We start from the raw sequence: 20,988 nt of genomic DNA, 5'->3' as shown, positions 1-20,988 counted from the left end.
GCGGCTATTGGAGGAAAAAGTCTCCCACAGCTAGCGCCGGTAGTACGTCTCGATGGGGACGCGGGCGGCTTCGAACAGCGCCGGGCCGTCCTGCTGGACCTCCGGCCAGCCCGAGCCGGGGTTGAGCTCGGCGAGCTGTTCGGTGGACAGCGCGTAGACGACGCGGCCCAGCCCGGAGCGGACGATGCCGCCGGTGCACATGCCGCAGGGCTGGCAGCTCGTGTACATGGTGGTGCGGGCGGCGGTGTCGGCGTCGAGCTCGCGGGCGGCCCAGCGGGCGAGCTTGAGCTCCGGGTGGGCGCTGATGTCGTTGTCGCGCCGCACGGTGTTGTGGGCCTCGACCAGGATCTCGCCGCCGGGCCCCGCGAGCAGGGAGCCGTACGGGGCGTCGCCCAGGGTGACGGCGTGGGCCGCGAGATCGATGGCGCGGCGCAGCAGCTTCTCGTCGGCGGCGGTGATCATGTGCGGTTCCTCCAGTGGGTGGCGACGGCGGTGAGTGCCCGCCACGCCGGCTGCGGGCTGCGGGTCTCCTCGGGGTCGCCGTGGTACGGGTCGAGCACGACGCTGGTGGCGCCGAGCTGCCGGAGCCGGTCGAGGTCGTCGAGGATCTGCTCCAGCGTGCCGACGCCGGCGAGGCGTTCCGGGTCGTCGACGGGCGTGGTCGTCAGCCGCAGGGCGATGCGGGGGACGAAGCCCGGCAGGGTGTGCCCGGCCACGACCGAGGCCATCCAGGGCATGGTGCCGCGCAGCGGGTGCCAGGGGTGGCCGTTCTTGACGGCCCGCCGGACGCCCACCTCGCTGTTGCCGCCGACCCAGATGGTGTGCCCGGCGTCGCGCAGCGTGGCCAGGTAGTCGTCGGTCAGCCTGCCGCGTTCGGCGAACGGCACGCCGAGCGCCTCGAACTCCTGCCGCGCCCAGCCGACGCCCACGCCGAGCACGAACCTGCCCTCGCTGAGCTGGTTCAGGGTGGTGGCCATCCGCGACACCAGGAGCGGGTGCCGGTAGGGCAGGATGAGCACGGTGGTGCCCAGCTTGACCGTGGTGGTGAGCCCGGCCAGCCAGGACAGCGTGGTGAACGGCTCGTAGAACGGCTCCGGGTAGCGCACGGCGACGTCCGGGGTGATCGTCACGTGGTCGGACATCATGAGGAGGTCGAAACCGAGCCCTTCCACGATGCGCGCCCATTCGCGCAGCACGCCCGGATCGGTGCCGGGCCCGAAGTTCGGTACGTTCACCCCAAGTTCCATAAAAATGAGGCTATAGCGGTCACCAGCGCCATTGGAACCGACTTCTCCCGGCTATTCACCCCTAAGCCCGGGAATTTACCGATAGATTCTCCATATGGCCGCGAAGCTTGACGAGGTCGACTGGGCGATCATCACCCAGCTCCAGCAGGAAGCCCGCATCTCACTGAGCGAGCTGGGCCGGCGCGTCAACCTCAGCCCGTCGGCCACCACCGAACGGGTGCGCCAGCTTGAGGCGCAGGGCGTCATCACCGGCTATCACGCCGCGGTCGACCTGGACAAGGTCGGCTACCCGGTGCTCGCCCTGGTCCGGCTGAAGTATCCGGGCAACCGCCACCAGCCCCTGCGCCAGTTGCTCGCCGACCGGCGCGAGATCCTGGAGTGCCTGCGCACGACCGGCGACGACTGTTACACGCTCAAGGTGGCCGCGACCTCCATGAGCCATCTGGAGGCGCTCATGGACGAGCTGGCCGGCCTCGGCAGCACGACCACGAGCATCGTCTACAGCCGGCCCCTGCCCTACCGCGGCCCCGACCGTCCCTGACCGAGCAGGTCGCCCAGGGACGCGAGAGCGGAGGCCAGGCCGGGGTCGGCCCCGCCGGCCTCCGCCAGCGCGGCGCTCAGCGTCTCCTCGTAGGTGCGGCTCGCCTCGGTGTGACGCACCCGGCCGCTCTCGGTGATGACCGTGTAGACGCCGCGCTTGTCATCGGGGCACAGGTCCCGGTACGTGAACTCCGCCGCGTTCAGCCGGGCGACCAGCCGGGTCACCGAGCTCTGGTTGAGCCCGAGCTTGTCGGCGAGCTCCTGCATGCGCAGCTCGCTGTCGGGCGCGGCGGCCAGGTGGCCGAGCGCCCGATACTCCGACAGGCCGATGCCGTGCCGCCGCTGCAACGCGGTGCCGAGCCTGGCCTCCACCCGGGCGTGCAGCAGCAGGAGATGGTTCCAGGTCGCGGCGAGCTCCGCCACCGACGGGTCCGCTGGGGCGTTGGGGGCTGCGGGTGTCATCGACCCCTCCTTGTGCTGGTTTCTCGACCGCTGGACAGAAATATACATGCACATACATGATTCTGGCCAGCCCGAGCCTACAGCGGCAGCCGCGCGGTCAGCGACCACCCGTCCGGCACGGCCCGCGAGACCAGCTCACCGCCCTGCGCCTCGACCAGCGCGGCCAGCCCCGGCAGGCCCGCCCCGCCGGTCCGCCCGCTCCGCGACGGCGTCACGCCGTCGTTGGTCATCGTGATCTCCAGCAGCCCGTCCCTCACGCTCACGTCCAGGTCGACGCGCCCCGCCCGCGCGGCGTGCCGCCGCACGTTGGTGAGCCCCTCGACCACAATCCGGTACGCCAGCGCCGCGCTGTCGGCCGGGACCGGGAGCGCCGGGTCCATGCGCAGGCGCACCCGGGCGGGACCGGCGGCGGAGAAGCGCTCGGCCGCATCCCGGATGTCCTCCAGGCCGCCGGCTGAGGTCGCGGGCCGGTCGTGGTGCAGCATGTCGAGCGTGCGGTCCAGCATCGACAGGGCGCGCTGCCCCGCCGCCTCGACGCGTTCGAGCGCCCGTGCCGGGTCGCCCGTCACCCTGCCCGCCTGGGCGTGGGCCACCATCTCGCTGATGTCGTGGGCGAGGAAGTCGTGCAGGTCCCCGGCCAGCCGCAGCCGGAGCGCGGTGCGGGTGTCGTCGAGGGCGCGGCGCTGCCGTACGCCGAGAAGGCGCAGGTAGCCGCCCAGGCCGGCGGCGAGGAGCGCGCCCAGCCCCCAGAACGCGCACGCGCCCATCGCCTCCAGCGGCGAGGCCGGCTGGAAGAAGCGCAGCAGCCAGGTCGCCGCGGCCAGGGCCGCCGCAGGGGCCGCCACTGCGGCGCGGCGGGCGGGCGCGTCCCGGACGATCAGCCCGGCCAGCACCATGAACGCCAGACTCTCGGCCATCCCGAGGGCGGCGGCGGGCTGCGCGGACGGCACGACGCCGTACAGCTGGGCCAGCGTGACGGCCAGCGAGACCACCGCCGCCACGCACGTCAGCTCCGGCAGCCGCGCGGCGAGCGGCGTCCGCGACAGCGCCACCAGCGCCACGGGGAGCAGCAGCGAGGCCGACACGGCGATCCACAGGAGAGTCACCGCACCGACGATACGGCCGCCGGGAGACCCGGCCGCAGGTGCCGTTCGGCACGGGCGCGGGTGGCCGAGGGTGCCGAACGGCATCTGGTCCGCGCCGTCGCCGCGCCGCGACGCTGAACACATGAAATCCTTCACTCCTGCCTGGCGCGCCCATGCGACGGCGCTGTGGGCGCTCGGCTACGGCGGGCTCGGCGCGGCGTGGGCGCTCGGGCTGCCCGGCTACCCGTGGGGCGCCTCCGATCCCGACCCCGACGGGGCGCTGTCCCTCCTGGCTGGCACGACACCGCGATTCGGGTGGTGGATCGCCGCGTTCGCCCTGCTCACCGCGGTGACGGCGGAGGCGCTGACCCGCCGGGGCGATCGGCGGGCGCCGCTGCTCCTGGCCTGGCCGATCGCCGCGATCCTGGTCCTGGTGATCCCCGACTCGCGGCTGATGATGGGCGTCGCGTACACGCCGCTGCTGCTGGTCGCCCCCGTCTTCGGCTGGAGCCTGGGCGGCGCCACCTTCGCCGACGCCTGGCCGTGGCCGGTGCTCAACCAGCTCGTCTGCGTCCTCGGCGGGCTGCTGCTGGCCGCCGCGGCGCTCGCGTACGGCCGTGACCGAGGGCGGGCGCGCTGGTTCACGCCCGAGCGGGGGCGCACGGCGGTGTACGTGGCCGTGGCCGTGCCCCTTGTGTACTGCGTCACCCGGTGGGCGTGGGCGCTGGGCATCCCGCTCGGCGTGAGCCCGGAGTTCCTGGCCGAGGGCGAGGACGGGCTGTGGCTGGCGGGAGCCTACCTGGCGACGTTCGGCGCGCTCGGCGGCGTGCTCACACTCGGGCTGACCCAGCGCTGGGGGGAGATCTTCCCCAGATGGATCCCCGGGCTGCGCGGCAGGCGGGTGCCGCCCCTGCTTGCGGTCATCCCCGCCGGATTCGTCTCGATCATCGTGACCGTGGCGGGGCTGTCCTACATCCGGTGGACGGTCGCGGGCCGGTTCTCGCTGGAGGAGTGGGGCGCCTGGCTGCCGGAGTGCTTCTGGCCGGTCTGGGGCGCCGCCCTGGCCGCCGCCACCGTCTCCTACCACCTGCGGCGGCGCGACGGCACGCGGGTCAGGACGGGCGAGCCGGTGGCGTAGGCGTCGCCCAGGGCAGGAGTTCGGGGCGTTTGGCGGTGCGGCCGTCGCCGGAGGACCTGCCGCGCAGGCGGCGGCCGATCCACGGGCCCGCGAACGTGGCCAGCCAGCGCGCCTCCGCCGCCGCTACCCGCAACGGGCCCGGCGCGGGCAGGGCGGGCAGGGGTCGCATCCAGGCGTCGTCGCTGCCGGGCAGCCCCAGCGTGTGGGCCATGGCGGCGGCGATGCGGGCGTGGCCGGCCGGGCTGGCGTGCAGGCGGTCGACGCACCACATGCGGGCGTCCGTGACGAACTCCAGCGGGAACGTGTCGACCACCGCGACCCCGTGCCGGGCGGCGGCCTCGCGGATGCGGGCGTTGAGGTCGAGCACGCGGGGCCGGAACCGCCTGGCCATCGGCGCGATCTTGCCGATGTCGGGGAAGGTCACGGTGACCACGTGCGCGCCCGCCCCGGTGAGCGCGGCGAACATCGCCTCCAGGTCGGCCACCACCCGGCCGGCCTCGAAGCCGGGCCGGATGAGGTCGTTCATGCCCGCCATGACCGTGGCCAGGTCGGGGCGGAGCGCCAGCGCGACGGGAAGCTGCTCGGCGCGGATCTGACCGGCCAGCCGGCCCCGGACGGCGAGGTTGGCGTAGTGGAGCCCGGGTTCGGCGGCGGCCAGGTGCTCGGCGAGGCGGTCGGCCCAGCCCCGGTGGCCGTTGACGTCGTCGCCGTCGCCCAGGCCCTCGGTCTGGCTGTCGCCGAGCGCGACGTAGCGCGTGTAGGTGGTCATGGCGTCTCCACTCGTGCGGCCAGGGTCAGCGCGGTGTCGCGGCACCAGTCGCGCATCTCGCGTTCGAAACGGCAGCCGGCCAGGCCGGACAGGTAGGGGCCGATGTGCTCGCCCTCGCGCAGGAACGTCTCCTCGGCCAGGTCGCCGCGCAGGCCGGCCAGGAGCTGCTCGAAGATCTCCAGCTTGGCCACGGCCTCCCGCTCCCGCTCGCGGAGCTGCTCGATCAGCGGGGCCGGGTCGAGCAGGTCCGCGGCGTGCACCTTGACGACCAGCTCGTCGCGGAGCAGCAGGGGCTTGGCCGGCCGGGCGGCGAAGGCGGCCAGCTCGGCGAGCCCGGCCTCGGTGACCTTGAAGACGCGCTTGTTGGGGCGGCCGGTCTGGACGACCTCGCGGCCGGTGACCAGGCCGTCGGCCTCCAGCTTGGCCAGCTCGGCGTAGAGCTGCTGCGGGGCGGCGTACCAGAAGTTGGAGACGCCGATGTCGAAGATCTTGGTGAGCTGGTAGCCGCTGTGTTCGCCGTCGAGCAGCGCCGCCAGCACCGCGTGTCGGAGCGCCACGGCTCAGCCGTACTCATGAAGGCGACTAGTCATGGATATGACTATAACCCGAGCGCGGCCCGGGAGCGGGCGATCTGCTCGCGGGCGCGGGCCGACCAGATCAGCTCGCGGTGCGCGCTCAGCACGGTGTGGCAGGTGGTGAAGTGGGCCAGCGCGGCCCGCTCGTCCCCCTGGCGGCGGCGCACGTCGCCCAGCGTGTAGGCGGTCAGCGCCTCCCCAAGCTCGTCACCGGCGCGGGCGCACATCTCGGCGCACTCGGCGAGCATGCGCTCGGCGGAACCGAAGTGCCCCAGCGCGCCCTCGGCCTCGGCCAGCCGGCGCAGCGCGATCCGCTCGCCGTTGTTCCAGCGCAGCTCACGGCTGAGGTCGAGGCTCGCCCGGTAGTGGCCGACGGCCTCCTCGGTCCGGCCCGTCTCGTGGCAGGCGACGCCCAGCGAGCGCAGGAACCGGGCGCGGTGGACGGCGCTCTCACCGGCGGCCAGGCCCAGCGCCCGCCGGGAGGTGGCGGCGGCCTCGTCGTAGCGGCCCAGGTAGAGCTGCACCACGGCGACCTCGGTCCACGCGGTCAGCAGCCCGTTCGCGTCGCCGAGCGCGCGGAACCGGCCCGCCGCCCGGACCGCGGTGTCCAAGGCGGCCTCCAGGTCGTCGACCAGCGAGGCGGCGACGCCCAGCAGCGCGTAGGCGGCCGAGTGCTGGTCCCCCGCCCGCTCGCTGCGCGCCAGCAGCCCGCGGAACTCCGCGCCCACGGCATGGGCGCGGCCCCGGTCCATCTCGGCGTCGGCGCGCACCAGCCGCAGGCGCGTCTCGGCCGCGTCGTCGCCCGCCGCACCGGCCGCCTCGACGGCCGCGTCCAGCATCGTCACGGCGTCCTCGTGGAAGCCGCGTACGACGAGGAAGGGCGCCAGGGCGTGGGCGAGGCCGGCCGCGGCGGACGCCAGCCCGGCGCGGGCCGCGGCGGCGACCAGCGCGACGAGCATGCCGCGCTCCGCCGCCAGCCAGGCGCCGTCATCGGGCGAGGGCGGCGTGCGCGCCGGGGCGCCGGGCGGCGGCGGGGCGGGGGCGAGCGGCAGCTCACGCGCGGCGGCGGTGACCCGGGCGCACGCCTCGGCGGTGAGCCGGGCCAGCGCCGCCGCCCGGCCGTCCTCGCTCTCCTCGGCCGCGAAGAGCTCGGCGGCGAAGCTCCACAGCAGGTCGTGCATGCGGTAGCGGGTCTGCTTCGCGGCGTCGACGTCGCTCGCGCTGATCAGCCCGGCGGCGGCGAGCTCCTCCAGGGAGTCGTCGACCTCGCGCACGCCGGCCCCGGCCAGCGCGGCGACCGCCCACGCCGCCACGCTGTCGGCCGCGACCGCGCCGAGGAGCCGGAACGCCAGCCTGGCCGGCGGCGACAGCGACGCGTAGCTCGTCGCGAACGTGGCGCGCACGTCGAGCTGCCCCGCGTGCAGCTCGTTCAGCCGCGCCGACGTGTCCGCGAGCCGCCTGGCGAGCTCGGCCGGAGGCCACGCGGGACGGGTGACGAGACGCGCCCCGGCGATGCGCAGCGCGAGCGGCAGCCGCCCGCAGGCACGCAGGATCGCCTCCGCCGACTCCGGGTCGGCGGCGAGCCGGTCGGCGCCCACCACCCGGGCCAGCAGGTCGCGGGCGTCGGCGGGCGGCGGCACGTCCAGGACGAGCGCGACCGTGCCCGGCACCGTAGGCAGCGGCCCGCGCGACGTGACGACGACCCCCGACCCGGGCGTCCCCGGGAGCAGCGGCTCCACCTGCGTCTCGTCGCCCGCGTCGTCGAGCAGCACCAGGACGGCCCGGTCGGCGATCCTGGCCCGGTACATCGCCGCCTGCTCCTCGGTGGCGGCGGGCAGGATGCCGGGGTCCACGCCGAGCGCCCGCAGCAGCTCGGCGAGCAGGTCGGCCGGGTCGCGGGGGTTCGGCGACGCGCCGCCCAGCCGGACGAACAGCTGCCCGTCGGGATAGCGATCGCGCAGCAGGTGGGCGACGTGCACGGCCAGCGTGCTCTTGCCGACGCCCGGCGGGCCGGACACGGTCACGATCGCCGGCGCCGCGCCGCCGGCGTCACTCAGCGCGGTGATCATCTCGCGCGTCTCGGACTCGCGGCCGACGAACCCGGCGAGGTCGGCCGGCAGCAGGCAGATGCCCGCCCACGCGGGCTCCCGCGCCGGCGCGGCCGGCTCCACCGGCACCACCGCCGGCACCGCCGCCGGTCCTGGCGGCTCGACGGGGGCGTCGTTCAGGATGGCCGCGTGCGCGTCGCGTAACTCCTGCCCCGGCTCCACGCCCAGCTCGGCGACCAGCACCGACCTGGCCCTGCGGTACGCCTCCAGCGCCTCGGCGCGCCGGCCCGACCGGTGCAGCGCCAGCATGAGCCGGTGCCACAGCCGCTCGTTGAGCGGGGCCGTCTCCACCAGCGGGGTCAGCTCGCCGACCAGCTCGTCGTGCAGGCCGAGCCGCAGCCGCACGTCGATCCAGCCGAGCCTGGCGCTCTCCCGACGCTCTTCCAGCTCGGCGATGCGGGCGCTCACCTCGCCGCTCAGCGGCACGTCCTCGGCCGGACGGCCGCGCCACAGCGGCAGCGCCCTGGCGAACAGGCGGTGGGCCTCGGCCAGGTCGCCGCGCGCCGACTCCAGCCGGGCCCGCCGTACGTCCTCGTCGAAGGCGAGCAGGTCGAGCCGGTCGGCGCGCAGGCACAGCCGGTAGCCCTGCTCCTGCGTCTCCACGTCGATCGCGGCCTTGCGCAGGACGGAGACGTAGTTCTGCAGGTTGGCCAGGGCGGAGCGAGGCGGCTCGTCCCAGACGGAGGCGATCAGCCGGTCGCTGGAGACGACGGTGTTCGGGTGGAGCAGGAAGACGCTGAGCACCGCGCGGGGCTTGCCCGTGAGTCGCACCGGCCTTCCCGCTTCGGCGACCCGGACGGGACCGAGGATCGCGAAGTCCACTTCCGCCTCCCGAGCACGATCAGCGAAACCCCGACGGGGGGACCTGCTATGGCGACGCTATGGGCATCCTATGGGCCCGAAGAGGAGCTTGATCGAGGACATCCGGAAGGAGGTGCACCCATGAAGATCGAGGTTCGCAAGGTCGAGGCCGTCAAGGCCACGCAGTTCGTGACCTGAGGCACCGCCTCTCAGCGGACCGGGGGGCGGCGCGCCCGTCCCCCGGTCCTCCACAGCCGACGAGATCCCCACGAGCGTCCGGAGCGGCGATGCGAGTGATGTTGAAGGAATGCGCCTGGGAGCGCCTCGGCGACGAGCTCATCGTGGTCCACGACCCGCGCGAGGCGTTCACGCTGGCCGACCCGGAGGGCCGGATCACGGCGCTCCTGGACGAGCTCGGCCGCGGGCCGGCGACCGCGGAGGAGCTGGCCGCCGCGCTGGCGGCGCGGGACGTGACCGTCACGGCCGAGGAGGTACGCGACGGGCTGGCCGGTCTCGACTCCCTCGGCCTGGTCGAGGACGCCGCCGGGCGCTGGCTGGGCGACCCCGGCGCGGACGAGCGCCACTTCTCCAATCTGACCTTCTTCGGCGCCTTCGCCCGGCTCGACACGTCGCGGGCGGAGTTCGTCCGGCGGCTGCGCGAGGCGCACGTCCTGGTGCTCGGCGCCGGGGGCGGCGGCTCCTCGCTCGTGCAGTGCCTGGCCGGGCTGGGCGTCGGCGCGCTGACGCTGGTGGACCGCGACGACATCGCGCCGCGCAACTTCGCCCGCCAGTTCCTGTACCGCCACGCCGACATCGGCCGGTCAAAGGTGGAGCGCGCGGCCGAGTGGGTGCGCGAGTACGACCCCGGCATCGAGGTGCGGGCGGTGGACCGGTGGATCTCCGGGCCCGAGGACCTGAAGGACCTGACCGAGGGCGTGCACGTGATGGCCGGCGGCCTGGACGGCGCCCCCGACGCCAACCTGTGGGTGAACGAGGCGGCGCTGCGCGCGGGCGTGCCGCTGGTCGCGGGCGGGATGACGCGCACGCAGCTCATCTACTTCTCCGTCGACCCGGGCCGCAGCGCCTGCCTGCGCTGCGACGAGTCGGACCTGCCGGGGCCGGAGGAGCGCACCTCTGCCGGGGTGGCCCACCGGCTCACCCGGGGGCTCCAGCTCGCCAACGGGCTCACCGGGCCGATGGCGATGCAGGTCGGGTCGCTGGTCGCGTACGAGGTGATGCGTTACCTGACGGGGGTCGAGCCGCCGCGCGCGGCGGGGGCGCGGGTGGTCCTCGACCTGCGTGACGGGCTCGTTTCGGTCCGGGTGCCGTTCCCGCGCGATCCGGACTGCCCGGCGTGCGCGCTGGCGCGGCGGTGAGGCGTGGACGTCAGGCTGCGCCCGCTCACGCTGGTCGAGGAGGGTGACGAGGTCCTGGTCGGCGACCCCGGCACCGGCACGTTCGTGACGATGCCCGCCGTGGGCGGGGTGGTGATCGCGGCGCTGCAGCGCGGCGCGAGCGCGGAGGAGGCCGGGGCCGAGGCGGAGGCGTTCGCCGGGGAGCCGGTCGACATGCCGGCGTTCGTGGCGACGCTCGCCGAGCTCGGCTTCGTCGACGACCGGCCGGGCGAGGAGCGCGAGGCCGTGCGCACCGCGCCCATCCAGACGCGGCGCTGGCTCGCCGGGGTGAGCAGCCAGGCGGCGCGGCCGTTCTTCGGGCCGGTGGCCTGGACCCTCTACGGCCTGCTGGCGCTGTGCTGCGTGGCCGTTTTCGTGGCCAGGCCGTCGCTGCTGCCGAGCCCGGCACAGGACGCGTTCCTGCTGGACGACGTGGGGCTGAGCGCGCTGCTGCTGATGCCGTTCGTCATGGTCTCCACCGCGCTGCACGAGTGCGGGCACTGGCTGGCCGCGCGGGCGATCGGCGTCCGCTCCCGCTTCGGCGTGGACCGGCGGTTCATGCTGCTGGTCTTCGAGACCGACCTCACCCAGGTGTGGACGGTGCCGCGCCGCCGGCGTTACGGGCCGCTGCTCGGCGGGATGGCGGTGGACGTCGTCCTGCTCAGCGTGCTGCTGGGCGCCCGCCTGCTGATCCACGAGGGGGTGTGGGCGGCGCCCCCGGCGGTGGACGCGACGCTCGCCGTGTGGGTGTTCCTGAAGCTGGCGGGCATGCTGTGGCAGTGCATGATCTTCCTGCGGACCGATCTGTACGCGGTGCTGGTCAACGCGCTCGGCTGCCGTGACCTGTGGCGGGTCAAGACGCTGCTGCTGCGGCGCGCGTTCGGCCGCCTGACCCCGGCCCAGGCCGCCGAGCTGGTCCGGGCCGCGCCCGCCGACATGCGGGCGGGGCGCTGGTTCCGGTGGGTGTGGCTGGCCGGGCTCGCCGGGGTGCTGGCCTGGTTCGCCGTGTTCGTGCTGCCGGTCGTGGTGGCCGTGCTGGTGTGGGCGGCCGGCGGGCTGGCCGCCGGGCCGCTCAGCCTCCGGTTCTGGTACGCGCTACTGTGCGCGGCGCTGCTGCTCGGCCCGACGGCGCTGGCCGTCGCCCTGGCCGTCAGGGAGCGGCTGGCGGTCAGAGCCGGTACGTCCGGGTGATCGCGACGATGCCGCCGTCCTCCCTGGTGGCGGGGATCAGCCCCGGCGGCCGGGGCGCGAACCCGGGCACCGACGACAGCCCGTCCGTCTCGGAGATCGCCGTCAGCCGGAACCCGGCCTCCGCGCCCGGCACGCGCAGCGTGATCTCCGCGCCGCTCTCGGGCAGGCCGCGGAAGCGGACCTCGCCGGGCCAGGTCTTCGCCCGCGTCCCGGTCACGGGCACGGTGACCGGCCGCGCCCCGGCGACCCCGGCGCCCGCCTCGGTGATCGGCCGCTCGGTGCGGAGCGTGACCGAGCGCGCCCCCTTCCCGGCGACGACCTTCAGCCGGTACGTGTCGCCCTCACGCGAGAGCACGGTGACCCTCGGCCCCCGGGCGTCGACGGCCGGGGCGCGGCCCGTCCACAGCTCGCCCCTGGCGTAGCCGGGCGGCAGGAAGGCGGTGTCGCGGCCCGACACGTACCGCCTGGTCCAGGCCGGCGGGTCGAGGTCGCCGCTGACCCAGCCGGCGACCCGGGTCTCGGCGTCCATCACGTACGCCAGATGGGTGCGGCGTGGGTTGGCCGCGTCGAAGTCGTCGACGGCGAGCCCGCCCGCGACCAGCGCCACCGCCAGCCCGGCGGCCACGGCGGGCACGCCCACCGCCACCGGCCGGCCCAGCCGGGCCCCCGGCTCCGGCAGCCACAGCTCCACCAGCGGCAGCGCCGTCAGGCCGAAGAGCGCCAGCGTCACGGCGCTCACCCCGCCGAGCGCGAGCCCCATGCCGTCGAAGGCGGTCAGGGCGAGGGCGGGCAGCAGGGCGGCGGCCACGACCGCGCCCGCCGTGATCGCCGCGACCCGCCAGACGGCGCCGCGCAGCAGCAGCGCGCCCAGCCCGCCCAGCGCGGCGGCGAGCGCGGGCAGCGCGAACATGAACGACGCCCCCGGCGCGATCTGCGCGCACACCGCCCCCACCAGCGCGGGCCAGGCCAGCGCGCCGATCGCCAGCGCGGCGGGCCCGACCCTGCGCCGCAGCGCCAGGTACCAGCCCAGCACGGCCAGCGCGACCAGCACGGCGACGGCCGCGCGGAACGCCTCCGGCCGGTGCAGCAGCCCGCCCATCCCGTAGTAGTCGGACCGCACGGCCACCAGCACCTCCCACAGCCCCTGCGCCAGGACCGCCGACAGCGCGACCGGGACGACCCCCGACAGCGCGCCGGCGGCCGTGCGCGGCAGACTCGCCAGCCCCCTGCGCCGGGCGAGCAGCGCCAGGGCGGCCACCGCCGCGACGGCGAGCCCGGCCAGCGGCCAGACCAGCGCGTTCGGATAGGTGATCAGGAAGCCGAAGAACCGGAAGTACGTGACGTCGTGCCCGGCCGCGAGCGCGGGCAGGTCGGCGCCGCCGAGGGCGCGGGCCAGCGCCAGCATGTTCGTGCCGTGGTGCTGGAGGCTGCCCCGGTTCAGGAAGGCGAGGGAGTCGTCGGCCGTGTGATAGCGCGAGGAGTCCTGGATGTAGGCGAAGTTCATGCCGGAGAACCCGGCCTCGGTCATCGGGGTGAAGTCGGTGTTGTTCGGCAGCAACCGGTACAGCTCCACCATCATCGAGTCGCCGCGCGGGTGCGGCACCGCGTCGGCGAACGTCTCGACCAGCCCGGCGTTGTCCCGCGACGTCTCGAACATCAGCGACGGTCCGCTGACCCCGCGTGCCTCCCAGTTCAGCAGCACGCCTCCGGCGCGGCCGAGCGGGTGCTCCCTGACGAACGCCTCGGCGCCGAGCACGCCGTCCTCCTCGCCGTCGGTCATCAGGAACACCAGGTCGTTGCGGAGCTCGGCGTCGCCCAGCGCGCGCACGGTCTCCAGCATCGCCGCCACGGCCGCCGCGTCGTCGGAGGCGCCCGGCCCCATCGCCGCCGAGTCGTAGTGCGCGGCGATCACCACGGTGCCGGTCGGGTCGCCGCCGGGCCGGGTGGCCACGATGTTGTGGACCTGCCCGAACGACGCCAGCCCCGTCGAGGGGTTGGCGCCCACCGCCCGCTGCACCCGCACGTCGAGCCCGGCGGCGCGCAGCTCCTTCACCAGGTAGTCCCGGGCCCGCGCACCGGCCGGGCTGCCGATCGGGCGCGGCTCGGTGGCGAAGCGCTCCAGGTGCCGCATCGCCCGCCCGGCGCTGAACTCCCCGGCCGGGGCCGAGGCGGGCAGCGGCTGCATCGTGCTGTTGGCCAGCGCGGTCAGCACGACCACAGCGGCCAGCACCAGCAGGGCCGTCACCGCCGCCGGGACGCGGCGCGGGACGTCGAACAACTTCTCGGTCATGGCCGGGAACGCTACGGTCGGCGGCGGGATGTCCGGAATGATGTTTGCGGCCGTTCTCGCCTGTGGTTTTCCACAGGTCGTGGACACGAGAACCGACAGGAAGGTGCCCAGATGGGGTTCGCGGTGTTGGGCGTGCACGCGCATCCGGACGACGAGGCGATCTGGACCGGCGGGACGCTGGCCAGGTTCGCCGCCGAAGGAGCCCGCACGGCGGTCGTGACGTGCACGGGCGCGCCGGGCACGGTCCGGGCCGGTGAGCTGGAGCGGTCGCTGGAGATCCTCGGCGCGGGCGAGCCCCGGCTGCTCGGCTACGGCGACGCCCGCGACGCCGGCGCCGCGCCCGGCGCGCCGCGCTTCGTGGACGTGCCGCTCGACGAGGCCGTGGGGCGGCTGGTCGCCCACATCAGGGAGTTCCGGCCCGACGTGGTGCTCACCTATGACGGGTACGGGTCCTACGGGCATCCGGATCACGTGCACGCGCACCGGGTGACGCTGGCGGCGGTCGAGGCGGCCGGCTACGACCAGCTCTTCCCCGAGGCGGGCGAGCCGTGGCGGCCCCGGGCGCTCTACCTGGCGACGATCCCCAGGTCGGTGGTGGCGGCGCAGTGGGAGGCGGTGTTCGGCGCGCCGCCGGAGCCGGGCCACGTGCTGCCGGGCGTCCCGGACGAGGACGTCTCGGTGCGGCTGGACGTGGGCGCGTGGGCGGAGCGCAAGTGGGCGGCCATGCACGCGCACGAGTCGGAGGTCAGGCGGGGCGCGTCGCTGACGATGCTCATCTCGCTCCCCGAGCAGGCCCGCGACCAGATGCTCCAGAACGAGTGGTATCGCCTGGCGAGCGGTCAGCCCGTCCTGGGGTGAGCCGCAGGGTGACGCTCTCCGACGCGCCGCCCCGGCCCGCCAGCCCGCCGAACGTGAGCACGGCCCGCGCCCCGACGGCGACCCGGACCGGCGGCCGGTCCGCCCTGATCACCGCGCTGACCGGCCGGTCCCACGTCACGGTCAGCTCGTCGAGGTCGCGGCGCGGGTCCGACACGGTCACCGTGGCCGTGCCGTCGCCCGGCTCCCGGACCAGGACCGCGCACGGCGCCGAGGCGGTGAGCGGCCCCGCCGTGCCCCCGGTCCAGAAGTTGACCGCGGTCAGCCCCAGCGACGGCACGTGCACGCCCTGCTGGCGAGCGGTGTTGGCGAGCACCCGCGCCCAGCCGGGATCGGCCGCCCGCGCCCGGGTCTCCTCCTCGGAGGCGTTCGGCAGGAGCTGGTAGACGTACCCGGCGCCGACCGGGTTGAGCCCGTGGTCCAGCCAGAGGACCACGTGCCCGCCGGCCCGCCGGGTGCGCGCGCCGGTCACCACGTAGCCCCCGTGCCCGTCGAGGTGCGCCCACCCGTCGCCGGTGGCGAGCCGGGCGCCGGTGCGCCGGTTGTCCACGACGGTCTCGACCACCGCCCCGTCGAAGCAGGTGATCCCGGCTCCCAGGCACAGCACGGCGTCGTCCAGGAAGAACCACGACTTGAACGCGTCGAGCGTGCTCTCCAGCCCGAGCAGGTGCTGCCCGACCGTGGCGTGCACGCCGTCCGTCGCGCCGCCGACCCAGCGCGCCTGCGGGCACGGCTCGCCCCACGCCCCGCCCGCGCCGTCGGGCAGCCGCCGGGACGAGACCGTCGTGCCCGGCAGCCGGTAGGGGTCGACGCTCTGCCAGAACGTGCCCGAGTACTGGTCCCGGTGCCCCTCGCCCCACCAGTAGAGCATCCCGGAGCCGGTGTGCCAGCCGCGCCGGTTCTCGCCGTTGCCGTGCTCGTAGTGGGCGATCCGGTGCGAGGCCATGCTGAGGGCCGCGCACCAGCCGGGCCTGCGGTGCACGGCGCGGGCGCTCATCGGCAGCAGCCGGTGCCCGACCGGCTCGGCCGCCGCCGCCACCCCGCCGTCGGCCACGACCCGGCCCACGCGGGCGTCGTTCAGCAGGTACGGGTTGCGTACCGCCCAGCCCTTGACCACGGCCCGCCAGCGGGACCGCTCGGCGGGCCGGGCCGACTCGGCCAGCAGCAGGATCGCCGAGGCCAGCCGCAGCCCCCGGACCTGGTCGCCGTCCGGCCCCCGGGTGATGCCGCGCCCGCTGACCAGCGGCATGCAGACGCCGTCGCGCACGAACGGCGCGAACGAGCGCTCCACGCTGTCGAACACGACCTGCCTGCCCGGATCGGTGATCTCCCACGGCGAGCCGCGCAGCACCGCGAACAGGGTCGCCAGTCCCTCCAGCAGGACCGCCCCGTAGCCGCCCTGGTAGGGGACGGTCGTGTGCTGGATGAACGAGCCGTCCCGGTAGAACCCGTCGCCTTCGGTCACGTACCGGAAGACGGGTGACAGCGCCCGGGTGGCGAGGTGGGCCCTGGCGGGGTCGGCGGTGAGGATCGCGCGCAGGAGCGTCACCGTGCACAGGTCCACCCGGTTGGCCCCGGTGCTGGTGCCGCTGTAGTCGGCCAGGAGGCTGACCGGGACGAAGTGGTCCACGGCGGCGGTGAGGGCGTCGTCCCGCAGGCCGGTGAGGAGCGCGGCGTCGAGGAGCTTGACCGGGACGCCGATCTGCCAGTCCCACCAGTTGCCGCCGGGGTCGGCGCCCGCCGCGTAGACGTGGCGGCAGTAGTGGGCGATGCCGGTGGCGACGGCGGCGGCCGGTTCCGGGTCGCCGGTCAGGGCGTGCGCGCGGGCCAGCGCCAGCAGGCGGGCGGGCGTGGCCTTGAGCGAGGGGTAGGGCAGGCCGGGCCAGAGGTGGCCGGGGGCGGGGGCCATCGTGCGGGCGTGCGCGGCCGCCGCGCCGGGCGCGCGGCCGGGCAGCCCGGCGAGCGTCACCTCGCGCCAGCGGCGGCGCAGCGCCTCGAAGGGGTCGCCCGCGGGGATCAGCGGGCCGGCGGCGGCGAGCTGGAGGAACGACCGCCTGGACAGTTCCGGCACGATCGCATTATCGGACTGATCTCCCCGCGATCGGGTAGCCGCGGGACATGCGGGACGAGATGGGGCTGGGGGTGCGGCTGACGATCGCCTCGGTCACGGTGGCGGTCGTCATGGTCCCGTTCATGCTGCTGCTCGTGGTGGCCAGGATGCCGCTCAACGACCTGGACGAGGGGGTGGCGCGGCAACTGCACGCGTACGCGCTGGCCAACCCGGACGTGACCACCGCGCTCATCGTGTGGACGGACGCGTTCGGGCCGATGTCGTGGCGGGTGGCGGTCGCGGTGCTGGCGATCTGGCTGGTGCGGCGCGGGGCGCGGCTGCTCGCGCTGTGGGCCGTGACCACGATGGCCGTCGGCGGGCTGCTCGGCGCCCTGATCAAGGTCGTCGTGGACCGGGCGCGGCCCGACCTGCCCGATCCGGTGGCCCTGGCCGACGGCGACTCGTTCCCGTCGGGGCACGCGCTCAACGCCACGCTCGGCGCCGGGATCATCCTGCTGACCGTGCTGCCGCTGCTCCGGCACCGGGCGGCGGCCTGGGCGCTCGCCTGGTTCCTGGTGGTGACGGTGGCGTGCACGCGGGTGGCGCTGGGCGTGCACTACGTCAGCGACGTCGTCGCGGGCGTGATGCTGGGGGTGGCCGTGATCGCCGCCACCGTGGCCGGGTTCGAGAGGTGGCGGCGATCCGGCGCGTCCCCGCCCTCGGCGGGCCGCCCGGCCGCCGATCAGTCCTCGGCGCGGCGCTCGTAACGCGCCCTGGCGAGCTCGTACGCCTTCCGCAGCAGACCGCGCAGCGCCGTCTCGGTGCGCGGGCCCGGGTTGACCACGGCCAGCCAGCCCTGCGTGCCGTAGACGGGGTGCGCGATCACGGTGTCGGCGACGCTCGGATCGGTGGTGGCGGGCTCGCGGGGCGTGTGACCGGTCCACTCGACGAACGCGTCCTTCCCGGCGGCGACGTTCACCCGGTAGGCCCCTGGCCGGTCCAGGCGCGACGCCTCGTCGTCCGGGTAGTTCTTGGTCACGACGGTCGCGAAGGGCTGGATGTTGGTCGGGACGACGCCGTCGGGCGAGTAGTAGAAGAACGCGTCGCCCCAGGCGAGCTCCGGCGTGCCGTCGCCGGGCTTCGGTATGAGGGCCAGGACGCCCTCCAGGTCCGACACGAATGCGATGATCTCGTCTTTCTCCATGTGTTCCAGCGTTACATTGAAGTCCTTGTGGAGGCTTTCGAGCAGACGACAAGGGGATTCAGGGTGCCAGGTCTCCATTTGCGTACGGTCGACGTGGGGCGGCGGGCGGGCTACTCCGTGCAGCAGGTGCGCAACCTGGAGCGTGACGGCGTGCTGCCCCCGGCGGCGCGCACCGGCACCGGCCATCGCGTCTACGGGGAGGTCCACGTGCGTTCCGCGCTGGCCTATCGGGCGCTCGCGGCGGGCGTGGGGCCGGTCGAGGCCAAGAAGATCATGCGCGCCGCCCACCGCCATCCGGAGCCCGGCGTGCTCGCCCTGCTCGACGCGGCGCACGCCCGGCTCGACGCCGAACGCGCGGACCTGCGGCGGGCGCAGGCGGCCGCGCGGGCGATCTCCGGCGAGCCGATCGCGGAGGTGCGCCCGTCCGACGCGATGACCGTCTCCGAGCTGGCCGCCGCGCTCGGCGTGCGCCCGTCGACGCTGCGCCACTGGGACGCCGAGGGCCTGGTGATCCCCGACCGCGACCAGCCGCGCGGGCCCCGGCGCTACACCCCGGACCAGGTGCGCGACGCCCGGATCGTCCACCAGCTCCGGCTGGCCGGCTACCGCATCGCCCAGCTCAGGGACCTCATGCCCGAGCTGCGTCGGGCCAGGCGCTGGGACGACGTCTCCGCCGCGCTCGCCGCCCGGGAGGCCGCCGTCGAGGCCAGGTCACGGGCGCTGCTCGGCGGCGCGGCCGCGCTCGCCGCCGTCCTCGACGCCCACATGCCCGAGCCGTGATCGGGGAAGCACACACAGTGTGCAGACGTTCCTGCCCTTTCCCGACTTCACCCGCACCGCCCGGGTGCTCGACCCGCTGCGCCTGGGCAAGCAGCGGGTCGAGGCGCTGCAGATCCTGCGCGCGCTCACCGTCCCCGGCTACGGCTGGCGCCACCACCCGGCGGTGAAGATGTGGGCCGGCTACGAGGAGGCCCTGGTCCGCTACGGCCTGGAGGTGTGCGGCCACTGGTGCTCCACCGGCCGCGCCGACACCTGCGCCGCCACGATGACGCGCGAGCTGGCCGACACCTGCGGCGCCCGCGACGTGCGCAGCCAGCCGGAGCTGGCGCTGGCCGGCGAGCTGCCGCCGTGGCTGGGCGACCCCGAGCTGCACCTCAGCCACCGCTCGGCGCTGCTGCGCAAGGACCCCGGCTTCTACCGGCCGCTCTTCGGCGCCGACCCGGACGACCTCGGCTACGTGTGGCCGCCCTCCGACCGGCCGCCCGCCTGCCTGTGACTCACACGACCTCGAAGTTGGCCATCATCGCCATGTCCTCGTGCTCCAGGTTGTGGCAGTGGAAGACGTAGCGCCCCTTGTAGCCGGTGAACCGCGTGACGATCTCCACCGTCTGGGCGTCGCGCAGCTCCACCGTGTCCTTCCACTCCGGCGGCCCCGCCGGGCGCTCCCCGTTCACCGACAGCACCTGGAAGTGCGACAGGTGCAGGTGCACCGGATGGGCGACGTCGCTGGACAGCCGCCAGATCTCGGTGTCGCCCAGCTTCGGCCTGGCGTCCATCCGCTTCGGGTCGAACGGCTTGCCGTTGATCAGCCAGCCGGTGCCGCCGTGCATGCTGCCGCTGCTGAACTCGAAGTCCCTGGTCACCGTGGCCTTCGCCGGGTCCAGCCGCTCGACCGTGGACAGCTTGGCGGGCACCGCCGAGTCGTCGCGGACGTCCCGGTCCACCACGAACCTCATCACCCTGGCCTGCGGCCCCTCCCCGGCCAGGTTGCGCAGCTCGACCCGGTCACCGACCTTGTGCGCGGCGAAGTCGACGACCACGTCCACCCGCTCGGCCGGGGCCAGCCGCACCTGCCGCACGGTGACGGGCCCGGTCAGCAGCCCGCCGTCGCTGCCGATCCGCACGATCGGGCCGCCCGTGGACAGCTCGTACGTGCGCGCGTTGGAGGCGTTGAGCAGCCGGAACCTGTAGCGGGCCCGGGCCACGCGCAGCTCCGGCCAGGGCGCGCCGTTGACCAGGATGACGTCGCCGAGCACGCCGCCCATGTACGGCTCCAGCGCGCCCGGCTTGTCGCCGTGGCCGGGGTAGGGCATCTGGCCGTCCTCGGAGAAGGACCGGTCGCAGATCATCAGCGGCAGGTCGCGCTCCCCGGAAGGCAGCGGCAGCGCCTCCTCCTCGGCGTCCCGCACCAGGAAGAACCCGGCGAGGCCGCGCCACACCTGCGGGCCCGTGTAGTCCATGCGGTGGTCGTGATACCAGAGCGTGGCGGCCCGCTGGTCGAGCGGGAAGTCGTAGTCGCGCCGCTGGGCGGGCTGCACCAGGTCCGTCGGGTAGCCGTCGGACTCCGGCGGCGTGTGCCCGCCGTGCAGGTGCATGACGGTCGGCACGTCCAGCTCGTTGGCCAGGCGCACCACGGTCCTGCGACCGGCCCGCGCCTCGATCGTGGGGCCGGGGAAGCTGCCGCCGTAGCCCCAGATGCGGGTCTTCATGCCCGGCAGGATCTCCACGTCGGCCGCGCGCGGCGTCAGGTCGTAGTAGTCGACGCCGGCGGTCGTGCGGGACGGCTTGGCGATCTCCGGCACCGGCAGCGGCACCGCGTACGGCTTGGGCAGCGGCGCGGTGCTGGTCAGGAGCTGGGGCTGCGGCGTGCCTTCGAGCAGCGAGCAGCCCGGCAGCGCGGCGGCGACGGCGCCCAGCCCGAACAGCTGAAGCGCCCGCCGTCTCGACAGCGTCATGCCGGCACCGGGGAGCGGCTCGGCAGCACCCGGCTGAGCTGCATGACCGTCCCGCCGAACAGGAGCACGCCGAGCGGCAGGTGCAGCACCTTGAGCCCCATGACGCCCAGGGCCGCGGCCACGCCGGTGAACACCAGCAGGCCGACCGCCGGCGCGACGAACATGGCGGGGCCGCCTCCCGGACGCCACACCAGGATCGCCGCCACCAGGTGCGCCAGCCCGAGGACCAGCAGCACGCCACCGGACAGCATGTGCATCTGCCGCCCGTCCGGCGACGACAGCAGCAGCCCGGCGGTCACCGCCTGGGCCAGCATGGCGAGCACGTGCAGGACCACCACGACCCGCAGGACAGGGAGGAATCTCATCGCGTTTCCTTTCGACGGCTGGGCCACATCGTGGCCTCCGCGGCCCGTCCCGGTCGTCCTGCGTGGGATGGCATTGCGCGCTACGGCGGGGGGAGAAGCGCGGCGGGGCCCGCTACCACGCGGGGAGTAGCGGGAGGTCAAACCTGGGTCCGATGACG

General features: G+C 74.9%; 20 protein-coding genes. 8 read left to right on the top strand and 12 right to left on the bottom strand.

Annotation, left to right across the window (positions count from 1 at the left end; all coding sequences use genetic code 11):
- Positions 1-30: 30 nt before the first annotated feature.
- Positions 31-462, bottom strand: coding sequence for a nucleoside deaminase (locus tag ACWDXC_RS27855; protein ID WP_364171072.1), 432 nt, complete (start codon positions 460-462; stop codon positions 31-33).
- Positions 459-1,235, bottom strand: a complete 777-nt coding sequence (locus ACWDXC_RS27850) for an LLM class flavin-dependent oxidoreductase (RefSeq protein ID WP_449986566.1) — start codon at positions 1,233-1,235, stop codon at positions 459-461. The genes ACWDXC_RS27855 and ACWDXC_RS27850 overlap by 4 nt, the downstream gene beginning before the upstream one ends.
- A gap of 106 nt (positions 1,236-1,341) precedes the next feature.
- On the opposite strand from ACWDXC_RS27850, the gene ACWDXC_RS27845 reads away from it, so the two are divergent.
- A complete protein-coding gene (locus tag ACWDXC_RS27845; RefSeq protein WP_219504158.1) occupies positions 1,342-1,788 on the top strand; it encodes an Lrp/AsnC family transcriptional regulator in 447 nt (148 codons plus the stop codon).
- Here ACWDXC_RS27845 and ACWDXC_RS27840 read toward each other — a convergent pair.
- Both ACWDXC_RS27840 and ACWDXC_RS27835 read right to left on the bottom strand, forming a co-directional pair.
- Entirely contained in the window at positions 1,764-2,249 is a 486-nt protein-coding gene (locus ACWDXC_RS27840) for a MarR family winged helix-turn-helix transcriptional regulator (protein ID WP_364171067.1), read from the bottom strand. The genes ACWDXC_RS27845 and ACWDXC_RS27840 overlap by 25 nt on opposite strands.
- 77 nt (positions 2,250-2,326) lie before the next feature.
- A complete protein-coding gene (locus ACWDXC_RS27835) occupies positions 2,327-3,355 on the bottom strand; it encodes a sensor histidine kinase (protein ID WP_449986564.1) in 1,029 nt (342 codons plus the stop codon).
- A gap of 121 nt (positions 3,356-3,476) precedes the next feature.
- Here ACWDXC_RS27835 and ACWDXC_RS27830 point away from each other — a divergent pair, with 121 nt between their 5' ends.
- Positions 3,477-4,472, top strand: coding sequence for a hypothetical protein (locus tag ACWDXC_RS27830; RefSeq protein WP_449986563.1), 996 nt, complete (start codon positions 3,477-3,479; stop codon positions 4,470-4,472).
- Here ACWDXC_RS27830 and ACWDXC_RS27825 read toward each other — a convergent pair.
- From ACWDXC_RS27825 to ACWDXC_RS27815, 3 genes are read right to left on the bottom strand one after another with little or no spacing between them, the layout of a single operon-like run.
- Positions 4,447-5,241 carry an SGNH/GDSL hydrolase family protein gene (locus ACWDXC_RS27825; protein ID WP_219504166.1) on the bottom strand — a complete coding sequence of 265 codons (795 nt, stop codon included), beginning with the start codon at positions 5,239-5,241 and terminating at the stop codon, positions 4,447-4,449. The genes ACWDXC_RS27830 and ACWDXC_RS27825 overlap by 26 nt on opposite strands.
- Positions 5,238-5,798 carry a PadR family transcriptional regulator gene (locus ACWDXC_RS27820; protein WP_449986561.1) on the bottom strand — a complete coding sequence of 187 codons (561 nt, stop codon included), beginning with the start codon at positions 5,796-5,798 and terminating at the stop codon, positions 5,238-5,240. Before ACWDXC_RS27820 ends, ACWDXC_RS27825 begins: the two co-directional genes overlap by 4 nt.
- 41 nt (positions 5,799-5,839) lie before the next feature.
- Positions 5,840-8,746: a BTAD domain-containing putative transcriptional regulator gene (locus tag ACWDXC_RS27815; protein WP_449986559.1), complete on the bottom strand. Its 2,907-nt coding sequence runs from the start codon at positions 8,744-8,746 to the stop codon at positions 5,840-5,842.
- A 266-nt stretch (positions 8,747-9,012) separates the two neighbouring features.
- Between ACWDXC_RS27815 and ACWDXC_RS27810 the strand changes: the two genes are divergently transcribed.
- A complete protein-coding gene (locus tag ACWDXC_RS27810) occupies positions 9,013-10,101 on the top strand; it encodes a HesA/MoeB/ThiF family protein (RefSeq protein WP_449986557.1) in 1,089 nt (362 codons plus the stop codon).
- A gap of 3 nt (positions 10,102-10,104) precedes the next feature.
- Positions 10,105-11,310 (top strand): hypothetical protein, encoded by a 1,206-nt coding sequence (locus tag ACWDXC_RS27805; RefSeq protein WP_449986556.1) that lies wholly within the window; start codon positions 10,105-10,107, stop codon positions 11,308-11,310.
- Here the strand turns inward: ACWDXC_RS27805 and ACWDXC_RS27800 are convergent.
- Entirely contained in the window at positions 11,288-13,600 is a 2,313-nt protein-coding gene (locus ACWDXC_RS27800; RefSeq protein ID WP_449986554.1) for a M20/M25/M40 family metallo-hydrolase, read from the bottom strand. The two genes, ACWDXC_RS27805 and ACWDXC_RS27800, sit on opposite strands and share 23 nt — an antisense overlap.
- 111 nt (positions 13,601-13,711) lie before the next feature.
- On the opposite strand from ACWDXC_RS27800, the gene ACWDXC_RS27795 reads away from it, so the two are divergent.
- A complete protein-coding gene (locus tag ACWDXC_RS27795; RefSeq protein WP_449986552.1) occupies positions 13,712-14,458 on the top strand; it encodes a PIG-L family deacetylase in 747 nt (248 codons plus the stop codon).
- Here ACWDXC_RS27795 and ACWDXC_RS27790 read toward each other — a convergent pair.
- Positions 14,373-16,547 carry a polysaccharide lyase 8 family protein gene (locus ACWDXC_RS27790; protein WP_449986551.1) on the bottom strand — a complete coding sequence of 725 codons (2,175 nt, stop codon included), beginning with the start codon at positions 16,545-16,547 and terminating at the stop codon, positions 14,373-14,375. The two genes, ACWDXC_RS27795 and ACWDXC_RS27790, sit on opposite strands and share 86 nt — an antisense overlap.
- 47 nt (positions 16,548-16,594) lie before the next feature.
- Here ACWDXC_RS27790 and ACWDXC_RS27785 point away from each other — a divergent pair, with 47 nt between their 5' ends.
- Positions 16,595-17,293 (top strand): phosphatase PAP2 family protein, encoded by a 699-nt coding sequence (locus tag ACWDXC_RS27785; RefSeq protein ID WP_449986550.1) that lies wholly within the window; start codon positions 16,595-16,597, stop codon positions 17,291-17,293.
- Here the strand turns inward: ACWDXC_RS27785 and ACWDXC_RS27780 are convergent.
- Positions 17,269-17,730 carry a DUF6194 family protein gene (locus ACWDXC_RS27780; RefSeq protein WP_449986548.1) on the bottom strand — a complete coding sequence of 154 codons (462 nt, stop codon included), beginning with the start codon at positions 17,728-17,730 and terminating at the stop codon, positions 17,269-17,271. The two genes, ACWDXC_RS27785 and ACWDXC_RS27780, sit on opposite strands and share 25 nt — an antisense overlap.
- 63 nt (positions 17,731-17,793) lie before the next feature.
- Between ACWDXC_RS27780 and ACWDXC_RS27775 the strand changes: the two genes are divergently transcribed.
- Together ACWDXC_RS27775 and ACWDXC_RS27770 are read left to right on the top strand one after the other, a co-directional pair.
- Entirely contained in the window at positions 17,794-18,510 is a 717-nt protein-coding gene (locus ACWDXC_RS27775; protein WP_449986547.1) for a MerR family transcriptional regulator, read from the top strand.
- A 19-nt stretch (positions 18,511-18,529) separates the two neighbouring features.
- Positions 18,530-19,006, top strand: a complete 477-nt coding sequence (locus ACWDXC_RS27770) for an MSMEG_6728 family protein (protein WP_449986545.1) — start codon at positions 18,530-18,532, stop codon at positions 19,004-19,006.
- A gap of 1 nt (position 19,007) precedes the next feature.
- On the opposite strand, the gene ACWDXC_RS27765 is transcribed toward ACWDXC_RS27770, so the two are convergent.
- Together ACWDXC_RS27765 and ACWDXC_RS27760 are read right to left on the bottom strand one after the other, a co-directional pair.
- Entirely contained in the window at positions 19,008-20,465 is a 1,458-nt protein-coding gene (locus ACWDXC_RS27765; protein ID WP_449986543.1) for a multicopper oxidase family protein, read from the bottom strand.
- Positions 20,462-20,830, bottom strand: a complete 369-nt coding sequence (locus ACWDXC_RS27760; protein ID WP_449986542.1) for a hypothetical protein — start codon at positions 20,828-20,830, stop codon at positions 20,462-20,464. The genes ACWDXC_RS27765 and ACWDXC_RS27760 overlap by 4 nt, the downstream gene beginning before the upstream one ends.
- Positions 20,831-20,988 lie beyond the last annotated feature (158 nt).

This window comes from Nonomuraea sp. NPDC003214 (assembly GCF_053590035.1).
The sequence above is the reverse complement of the archived record's forward strand: the minus strand, read 5'-3'. Positions and strand labels throughout refer to the sequence as shown.

Bases quoted from the DNA above. Each gene is read 5' to 3' on its own strand.
- ACWDXC_RS27855 (WP_364171072.1), bottom strand. From the start codon at position 462: ATGATCACCGCCGCCGACGAGAAGCTGCTGCGCCGCGCCATCGATCTC.
- ACWDXC_RS27845 (WP_219504158.1), top strand. From the start codon at position 1,342: ATGGCCGCGAAGCTTGACGAGGTCGACTGGGCGATCATCACCCAGCTC.
- ACWDXC_RS27840 (WP_364171067.1), bottom strand. From the start codon at position 2,249: ATGACACCCGCAGCCCCCAACGCCCCAGCGGACCCGTCGGTGGCGGAG.
- ACWDXC_RS27830 (WP_449986563.1), top strand. From the start codon at position 3,477: ATGAAATCCTTCACTCCTGCCTGGCGCGCCCATGCGACGGCGCTGTGG.
- ACWDXC_RS27825 (WP_219504166.1), bottom strand. From the start codon at position 5,241: ATGACCACCTACACGCGCTACGTCGCGCTCGGCGACAGCCAGACCGAG.
- ACWDXC_RS27810 (WP_449986557.1), top strand. From the start codon at position 9,013: ATGCGAGTGATGTTGAAGGAATGCGCCTGGGAGCGCCTCGGCGACGAG.
- ACWDXC_RS27800 (WP_449986554.1), bottom strand. From the start codon at position 13,600: ATGACCGAGAAGTTGTTCGACGTCCCGCGCCGCGTCCCGGCGGCGGTG.
- ACWDXC_RS27795 (WP_449986552.1), top strand. From the start codon at position 13,712: ATGGGGTTCGCGGTGTTGGGCGTGCACGCGCATCCGGACGACGAGGCG.
- ACWDXC_RS27785 (WP_449986550.1), top strand. From the start codon at position 16,595: ATGCGGGACGAGATGGGGCTGGGGGTGCGGCTGACGATCGCCTCGGTC.
- ACWDXC_RS27780 (WP_449986548.1), bottom strand. From the start codon at position 17,730: ATGGAGAAAGACGAGATCATCGCATTCGTGTCGGACCTGGAGGGCGTC.
- ACWDXC_RS27765 (WP_449986543.1), bottom strand. From the start codon at position 20,465: ATGACGCTGTCGAGACGGCGGGCGCTTCAGCTGTTCGGGCTGGGCGCC.
- ACWDXC_RS27760 (WP_449986542.1), bottom strand. From the start codon at position 20,830: ATGAGATTCCTCCCTGTCCTGCGGGTCGTGGTGGTCCTGCACGTGCTC.